The 8,257-nt window shown below is 63.3% G+C and carries 7 protein-coding genes; all 7 read left to right on the top strand.

Annotated elements, in window-relative coordinates; genetic code table 11:
* Positions 1-473 precede the first annotated feature (473 nt).
* Complete coding sequence (locus tag AC0NZN_RS18260) at positions 474-716, top strand: hypothetical protein (RefSeq protein WP_474593751.1); 243 nt, start codon at positions 474-476, stop codon at positions 714-716.
* 13 nt (positions 717-729) lie between these two features.
* The gene (locus AC0NZN_RS18255; protein WP_474593750.1) at positions 730-3,534 is read left to right on the top strand and encodes a DUF4135 domain-containing protein; all 2,805 of its coding nucleotides are present in this window, start codon (positions 730-732) and stop codon (positions 3,532-3,534) included.
* A gap of 636 nt (positions 3,535-4,170) precedes the next feature.
* Positions 4,171-4,401 carry a hypothetical protein gene (locus AC0NZN_RS18250; RefSeq protein WP_474593749.1) on the top strand — a complete coding sequence of 77 codons (231 nt, stop codon included), beginning with the start codon at positions 4,171-4,173 and terminating at the stop codon, positions 4,399-4,401.
* On the top strand, positions 4,398-5,396 hold the full coding sequence (locus tag AC0NZN_RS18245; RefSeq protein WP_474593748.1) for a zeta toxin family protein: 999 nt from the start codon (positions 4,398-4,400) through the stop codon (positions 5,394-5,396). Before AC0NZN_RS18250 ends, AC0NZN_RS18245 begins: the two co-directional genes overlap by 4 nt.
* Complete coding sequence (locus AC0NZN_RS18240) at positions 5,393-5,974, top strand: recombinase family protein (RefSeq protein ID WP_474593747.1); 582 nt, start codon at positions 5,393-5,395, stop codon at positions 5,972-5,974. Before AC0NZN_RS18245 ends, AC0NZN_RS18240 begins: the two co-directional genes overlap by 4 nt.
* A 193-nt stretch (positions 5,975-6,167) precedes the next feature.
* Positions 6,168-6,452 carry a hypothetical protein gene (locus AC0NZN_RS18235; RefSeq protein WP_474593746.1) on the top strand — a complete coding sequence of 95 codons (285 nt, stop codon included), beginning with the start codon at positions 6,168-6,170 and terminating at the stop codon, positions 6,450-6,452.
* 114 nt (positions 6,453-6,566) lie between these two features.
* Entirely contained in the window at positions 6,567-6,866 is a 300-nt protein-coding gene (locus AC0NZN_RS18230; protein ID WP_474593745.1) for a hypothetical protein, read from the top strand.
* The last annotated feature ends 1,391 nt before the right edge of the window (positions 6,867-8,257 follow it).

Genomic DNA, 8,257 nt, shown 5'->3' with positions numbered 1-8,257 from the left:
TCATCGTGATGATGCCTTTCGAGTGGGATGTGAGAGTTTCCTCGAAGGATCACACGGTGACCGCGCTCACATCGCAAGCGACGAGCTCGGCCACCGCGGGCTACACCACGTTAAGGGGCACTACTCCTCTTCGACCCGGAGGCGGTTGCGGCCCTCTCGATTGCCGCGGCGCAGCCGACCACGACCACGTGTACGGGGAGCACCTGCGGCTGTACTGCGGGAGCCAACTGCACGACAGCGTGCGGGCCGATCACCACGACGGGCGGCTTCTGCGGCTGCTAGTACATAGCGTCCGCGGCAGCAGCGGACATGGGCCCGAGCTCCGTGCCATCAGCGGGGCTCGGGCCCGTCTTTGCCGCGGCGATGTCGTCTGATCTGAATGGGCCGTCGTGATCTGTGCCCGGAGCGGCACCTAAGCGTGTGCGGTTGATCCGCCCACACCCCAACAATCAAAAACGAAAAGGAGAACTCAGATGAGTGGTACATCCGTGCTCAGTGAAAAGTGGATCTTCGGCGATGTTGACGAGAATCCGATCGGCATGTTCGAGGACTTCGACTTCCTCTTCGACCCGGAGGCGGTTGCGGCCCTCTCGATTGCCGCGGCGCAGCCGACCACGACCACGTGTACGGGGAGCACCTGCGGCTGTACTGCGGGAGCCAACTGCACGACAGCGTGCGGGCCGATCACCACGACGGGTGGCTTCTGTGGTTGCTGAGCAGCGGCGCGGGATGCTCGTCGACGAACCGATGTCACTCCGTGATGGCGTGCAACTTGATGCCGACCCACTTCAGCGATCCCGTCTCGCTCCAGAGGCCGAGTGGTTCGAGAACACTCCCGCGCCAGAGGGGCCCACGGCCGGGCTTGCAACAGAGGGGCTGCGAAGCTTGGTCGTCGGTCATCTAAATGAGACCTATCACGTTGAGCCACATGTTCTAAGCGCAGTGGTAGCCGGGATGATGCAGTTCCAGCCGCTATACCTGCGCGTCCTTGTGCTTGAGATCAACCTTGCTCGAAGTACCGGCCGACTTCACGGCCCCGACGCTACCTCTCGCTACGCGAATTTCGTTCGCGCGCTGAGGACAACCACGTATCGGAACTACCTCTTCGAAAAGTATCCTTCGCTTGCTCGGTGGTTTCGCGCCCAAACTGAGCACCTAGTTGTATCGGCGAACAACATCGAGCGCGCAATCGAGCAGTCTCAATACTCATCTGAAGGTTCGGTGGCGGATATTGAGTTTGTCGGCGACAGTCACATCAGCGGGCAACAATCCGCTATCGTCACGCTGGGAAGCGGTAGAAGGATCGTTCTGAAACGGCGACCGTGGGAGTTTGACGAGCTTGCCGCACTTGTTGCACGAGAGGTCTCGCAGTCTCTCACGCACCCTCTTCGCTTGCCCAACACAACGAGGGCTCTTGAATATGTCGTTTCGGAGTTTCTAGAGTCCGCCGAGGATCCTGTAGACCCTGTCAGACTCGCATATGTCTTCGGGGCATGGCTGGCGTTCTTTCACTATCTAAACACGACCGATCTCCATTTCGAAAACTTCCTATCGACTGACAGTGGACCAGTTCCTGTAGATCTAGAATGCGGGCTCTCGCCACGCCTCTCCACCAACCTCGCTGGCCCAGATCGGCTTCGCCATGAGCGCGTTCCGCTTTCGCGATCCTCGATCCTCCCGGCGGCGGACTCGCCCGGGTCATTCGCGGTTCTGTGGAGCCCGTTGGCTGGCGAGGGGAGAAGATTCCCGGGTGGCGCGCACCACCTTGTCAACGACGGGACCGATGAAGCAGCCCTCGTCTATCATGCGAGAGAAGAGGAGGCGAGTTTTGCCCTCCAATCGAGCATCCTCAGCACGGAGGGTGCAGTACGCTCCTTTCAGGACGGATTCACTGACTGCCAGCGCGCTATGTCGAATTCCGCGGAACTAATTCGCACGTGGGCGGAGCAATGCGGAAATTTTCGATCGAGAGTTGTGCGTAAGCCGACGAGGTTCTATTTAGACGTAATGCGGCGCCTAGCGCACCCCCGGTACCTCATAGATCCGAAATCATTCGCGAACGAGATGTCTGAGATTCTCGTGCGCAGCGGTGACGAACGCGATTCGGCGGCTCACGTCGAAGAGCATGCCGCGCTACTCGATGGATTCATCCCGTCGTTTCACGCAGGGTTCCACTCTTCAACCGTTGAATCACCACGGGGTCGCGCTGTGTGGCCAGTACAAGTTGCGGGAGCGCAGGAGCTTGAGTTCCGGCTGAGTGAGCTCCAAGACGCTAGAGCTCGGCTGATCGACCGAGAGGAGGTGGCGAACTCTCTGGCAGTGCATCTCCCGCCTGGGTGGGTGCGTGTAGAGGGTGGAGGTGATGTTGATGCCTATGGTCGGGTAATGCAGCGCATCTGGATGAGCCCGCCTTCCGATGGGGAGCCTGCGCTCTCCTGGTCGAATCTGATCGAGGAGGTGCCCGGTCGAATTGCGCTCGATCAGCCTCAGTACGATCTTTATCACGGCAAGGCTGGTCTGCTTCTTGCGACGCTCCAGACTGGGCGCGAGGACGAGCGGACTGTCGAACTTCGCGCTTCGCTAATTGAAGAGATTCGTGCTGGCGTCATCGAATGGCAGCGCGTGACCGCGCGGTTTGGACTCTATATGGGGGGTGCTGGCGCGGTCTATGCATTGACGTGCGCTGCTGAGGGAGGTTGGACCCCGCGGGAGGACGTTGCGGAAGTTGTACGCGAGGGGTTGACCGATTCAGTCGACCTGTGTGTGAAGCAGGAGATGGCGGACGTATTCTCCGGGAGCGCAGGCCTACTTCTACTGCTCGGGCAAATGCGAGACGCGGGCCTTGGTGGGGAATGGGCAGCGCCGCTTGCGGCCCGCCTTCTCGACCATATTAGAGACACTGCGGTGCGGGATGATCGCGGGTTCAGGTGGTGGAAGACCGGCGCCAATGATGATCTTCTGGGCGGATTCGCGCATGGAGCAGCCGGCATAGCAGCGGCGACTGGGTTGTGGCGAGATACCGCCCTCGGGGCCGACCTTCATAGCTCCGCGCTGGTGAGCCAGGGGGCTTTGCGCACAGCGGCAGGGCGGTGGCGAGACTTGCGATCGAACATGTCAAGTGAAGTACTCGATGCGTGGTGCCATGGCGCGTCGGGCATCCTGCTGGCCGACGGGTTGGCAGGAGGGCTGGTTGACCCCGCGGATGTCGAGAGCTGGGAACGCTATGGCGAACCGCTGGATCTGACTTTGTGTCACGGACTTGCGGGCGCCGTGGTGGTCTCGGCAGACGTCACGGGTGCCAACTCTGCAAGGACGCGCCGCCTTCGCGATTCGTTACTCGCGAAGTCTGATCGACTCATTCGGGAGCAGTCGACTCCGTCGCACCTCCTATCATCAAATTCACTGTTCATGGGGGTTGCGGGGGTAGCCTTCGCGCTTGACTATGTGAACGCTCCCCCAGCTCGGCGAGCGAATCCGTTGACAGCCAGTCTCCCACGGCAAATTCGGAGACGGTCGGTTCACCCGATGCCCTGACCTGCCGAAGACCTGGATTCCGTAGGGCGCTCGTGGACGCGGACCTGTCCCGTTCGCGTTCATGAGCGCCCGATCGACGGGCTCGGGGATGACTTCTGTACTCGACGCTTGAGCTCTAGGCCAAGACGACGGGGTGGTTTCCATTCAACGTCGCAACACTCGATGGTTGAGCGAGGCTAGCAGGGCCTCGAACTCGGCCGCCGGCGCACGGTCCATCAGTATGACGCGCGGCCACATGTTGATCTCGTTCTCGACGGCGGCGAGGTGTGCCGAGGGCTGCTTGCCGAGCTCGGCCCCTTTGGGGAAGTAGTCGCGTAGCAGGGCCCGTTCGGGTGTTGGTTGGAGCCGCATTGTCAGGGCGAGTGCGAGTCGCAGAAGAACACGGCACGCCCAGTGACGCGGTGATGGATAGGTGTCTGGCCATCTCGGTTCCTGGTCCCAGGCGATCAATTTCTGCAGCTCCCGTCGAGCTCGACGCCTGCGTCAGGGGCGGATGGTATCGAGCTCGCGGTCCCGGCCGAGGCGGCGTTTGTCGCGACATGAGTCGGGTGTCGTCGTAAATAGTGGGATGACCTTTTCGGGTGGACCGCTAGCATGGCGGTGGAGGCAGCCTTGGCGGGGAGCTCATCATGGCGCGTGAACGATGTGGTCGCGTATGAACGGATGCGTGAGGCCGCGACGACCCTGATCGGGCTACTCCTGGCCCGCACCACCCTGGGGACAGACGCCTCCGGTGAAACACTCGCGGACGTCGCGGCGATCCGGCGTGAGGTGTTCGAGGTCGACGGGTACGACCGGGGCGCGGTCGCGAAGCTGGCCGACCGGTTGGACCGCAGGATCGCGGAGCTGACAGGAGACCGCGGATGAGCGTCCCGGCGGACGCAGTGCAGGAGATCTGGCGGGAGCAGATCCGGCCCGTCTACTTCTCCCGCACAGACTCCGCCGGTCCGCCGGTGTTCATTCTGCTGACCGGTCAGCCCGGCTCCGGGACGTCGCAAGCGACGGGCATGTTGCTTGCCGAGCATCCAGAGATGACCGTGCTGAACGCCGACGACCTGCGAGCGTTTCATCCACGCGCCCTGAACCCGACCGCGATGGACGTGACCGAGGACGCCGACGAGGTGGAGGCGACCTCGGCGTGGCTGCGAGAGGGCATGCGGTACGCGCGGGAGAACCACCGATCGCTGTTGCTGGAGGGAAGCTTCGCCGACCCGGCGGCCGCGGCAGCGACCGTGACCCGGTACGCGGCGGAAGGGTTTCAGACCCGACTGGTTGTCCTCGCCTCATCCCGTGCGGAGAGCCTGATGACGGTGACATCCCGCTACCTGCGGGATGTCCAAGCAGGCCTGCCCGCGCGCCTGATCAACCGGGACGTCCACGACGCCGGGCTGGCCGGCACTCGCGCCGTGCTGACTGCGTTCGACACTGCGGACGCGGTGGACCGGATCACGGTGCTCGACCGGCACGGGAGGATGCTGTTCGACGGCACCCCTCGCACACGCACGCCGGGCCACGGCGGTGCGGCGGCCGTGTGGGAGGCGGCGGTGTCCGCTCCCCTTGGCCGGTTCGATGCGACGCAGTGGCTGAGTGAGTTGGGGCAGATCTCCCGGTACGCGTCCACGCGGCGTGACATCCCGATGGAGGTGACCGAGCTGCTGGTGGATCTTCACCAGGTGTCGCTGCGCGAGGTGATCCCGAACCTGCAGGTGCCAGCCGGGAGCGCGTTCGCGGCCACGCTCGATCGGGAGACGGTCGCCCGGCTGGTCGCGCTGCGGCGCGCGCTGCCGACAGGTCCCCAGGTGGACGCTGCGGCGCCGGTTGTGTCGCCCGGGCGGCCGGAGCGTGGGGGCGTATCCCGGTGACCCGCCTGGTCGGCTACACCCGTGAGCTGTTCCCGGATGCGGGAACCGCGGCGGATGCCGGCGAGCTGACAGCCGCGGGGGCGGTGCAGGTCTTCATGGATGATCACACCGCGGATGTGCGGAGCAGGCCCGGTCTGCGCGAGTGCCTGCGGGTGGTCGAACCGGGTGACACCTTGTTGGTGACCAGCGCCGCCCGACTCTCGCACGCGGTGACCCATTTCGTGTCCACCGTCCAAGACCTGACCGCCCGCGGGATCGCGTTCCGGTCGTTGACGGAACCGGCACTGTGCACCGGGACGGGGTTCGTGACGGATCCCGCGGAGGTGATCGGGGCGCTGGACGGGTTACGGCGCCGGCTGGCGGGGATCACCACCCGGGAAGGCCTGGCCGAGGCTGCCGCCGTAGGGCGCCGGCCGGGCCGGCCGACGGTGATGACCCCAGAGAAGGTCGCGATGGCGGTGGAGCTGCGGCAGGTGGGCCGCACGATCACCCACATCGCCCACGTACTCGGAGTCAGCCCGACCGCGGTGCAGCGGGCGCTGGCCACCAACCCCCGCCCCCCGCAGTCGTCCGCTTAGCTCCGCCCGTTTTCGGGGGGGTGCCCTTGTCTCGTTCATCAAGTCCGGAACGGTCACCTAGATTCGGACGGTGGTCGAGTTCGTTCGCTATCAGAGCATGGTCCCGAATCGCCGTGGGACGTTTCCGGGCGTATTCGCGCTCGCGAATGGCCTCGCACGTGATCTGCTACTGACGCGTGAGGATGCCGCTTGGGTGCGCGCATCGAATGACCAGGCCAACGCGGCCTGTCTGGATCCGACGAGGGTCATCGCAGACTGCTATGACCCGATCGTGAACCCTGGCGCGCGATCGTGGTTCAAGACCTCGGCGGGAGAGTTGCTGGAGTTCACGCGGCGATACCTCGATCTGCTGGACCGGTACGGCGTGCGATGGGTCGAGCTACGGACGACCACTCCAGGGAGGATCACATACGAAGACGAGGTCCAGGCTGTGGCAGTGCCGTTCGCCTATCCCGACGAGTGGCCGTTCAAGACCTGACCCTCAACTTCGCCATTCGTAGGGACAGCGCATCATCGACGGCCGAACACGGCATCTTGAAGCCGAGCTTCGCGCATTCCAGAATCAAGTCCAAAAGCTCCTTGGAGGTAGATGGTGGAACAACAAGTCGAAATACCTATCGAGACGCTTCGGCGCGCAGCCAACCTGCTCCTCGACCACCTCGAGGAGACAAGCGGATCGTCCGTCGCCGTCGACACGGACATGTTCTGGGAAATACCCGCGGAACAGCGCCGCAGTGTGTACGCAGAACCGACCGAGTTCACCGTGGGCCAGTTGACCGATTCACTCCAGAACGTCGGGCGCGTCGTTGAAAACTCCTCGGCCGCCACATCGTACGCTCTCGTCTGGCTCGCCGATCTTCTCCGAGCTGCGGGTGAGGCAGTCGTCGAATAGGGTCCGAGTTGTTGGTGACGGGCGCAGCACAGCGTCGTTAGGCCCAAGCGTCCGAGCGCTCTCCGAGATGGGGGCAGGCGCCCTGCCCAGATCGAGCACTTCAGGAGCTCGCCGTCGACGTCGATCTGCACGCCAACGGCATCCTGGGTCCAGCGCAGCACCCGCACGGTGCACCGCACGTCGGTGTCACCGAACCTCAACCACGCCAGGGCCCACATCACCGAACCTCAGCCACGCCAGGGCCCACATCATCGAACGCTCCGGTGCGATTGAGACCACCTGACGGTGCAGTTGCAGCTGCTCCATGCTGAGCATCTGCAGCTCACCCTTCGCGCGCTTCCCAGAGGTGCCGTTGCTCGGCCAGTTGCGCCCCGAGATCGGGGTACCGCCTGTTCGTACCCACCGGTACAGGATAGATCAGCTGTTCTAATCTTTGGCATGTGCAGCCATCTGATCTTCGCTTATAATGACATCCCGACTCGAGATGGCGTCAGCTGCGCGAAGCCCGGACAACAGCGACAACCACGCCGCCGATAGCCGATACAACGAAGCCGACCACAAAGGCGGCAGCTGCAGCCAAGGTGATGCTCAGAGACACGCCTGGATTCTCGGAATAGGGAATGCCGGTGGCGATGCGGGCGCTTGCCGAGATCCCAGCGAGTACTAATCCGGCCGTCACCGCGACGAGGAGACAACCGCAGGCCATCGGCATCCTACTGCGGCGCCACCGTGCAATAAGCAGTGCCAGGGACAAGACTCCGACTGCCGCAGCCAACAGGGCTACCGAGGTCAACGCGATCTGAGCAACTGAACCGCCAGCGGCAAGGTCGTCTGCACATGTCTGCCCAAGAGGCACGAGGCGGAAAACCCAAGTCCGCGCATCGGCCGGATCTTGTCCGTGGCACGACTCGGACCGTCGTTCGAGGGAGGCCTGGAGGGCACTAGCCAACACCAGCCCGGCTAGCACGCTCCACGCGACCCATCCTGCAACACCGAACCGCGTAAGCCCAGAGTCGCTCGGCCTCTCAATGGTGCGAGCCTCCATGTGCAAAGACTACTAACACCAGACGATGATGCCGGTTCCGACGAAGTGTTGCGACGCCATGCCAGGAGCCACTATATGTAGATAAAACGTTTTGCGTAATCAAGATGAACGGCGGACCGTAATTGAACCGAAAACTTCAGACACTGCTTACGGCCGTCGCGATTACAGGGGTTGCCGCGTCAACAGTTTCATATGGTTCAGCAAGCGTGGCGACCGCTACTAGTAGTGCCCCTTAACGTGGTGTAGCCCGCGGTGGCCGAGCTCGTCGCTTGCGATGTGAGCGCGGTCACCGTGTGATCCTTCGAGGAAACTCTCACATCCCACTCGAAAGGCATCATCACGATGA

This window comes from Microbacterium sp. sgz311019 (assembly GCF_056135325.1).
The sequence above is the reverse complement of the archived record's forward strand: the minus strand, read 5'-3'. Positions and strand labels throughout refer to the sequence as shown.

What these genes read in the sequence shown, in the direction of transcription:
- AC0NZN_RS18245 (WP_474593748.1), top strand. Translation starts at nt 4,398, where the DNA reads ATGAGCGTCCCGGCGGACGCAGTGCAGGAGATCTGGCGGGAGCAGATC.
- AC0NZN_RS18260 (WP_474593751.1), top strand. Translation starts at nt 474, where the DNA reads ATGAGTGGTACATCCGTGCTCAGTGAAAAGTGGATCTTCGGCGATGTT.
- AC0NZN_RS18255 (WP_474593750.1), top strand. Translation starts at nt 730, where the DNA reads ATGCTCGTCGACGAACCGATGTCACTCCGTGATGGCGTGCAACTTGAT.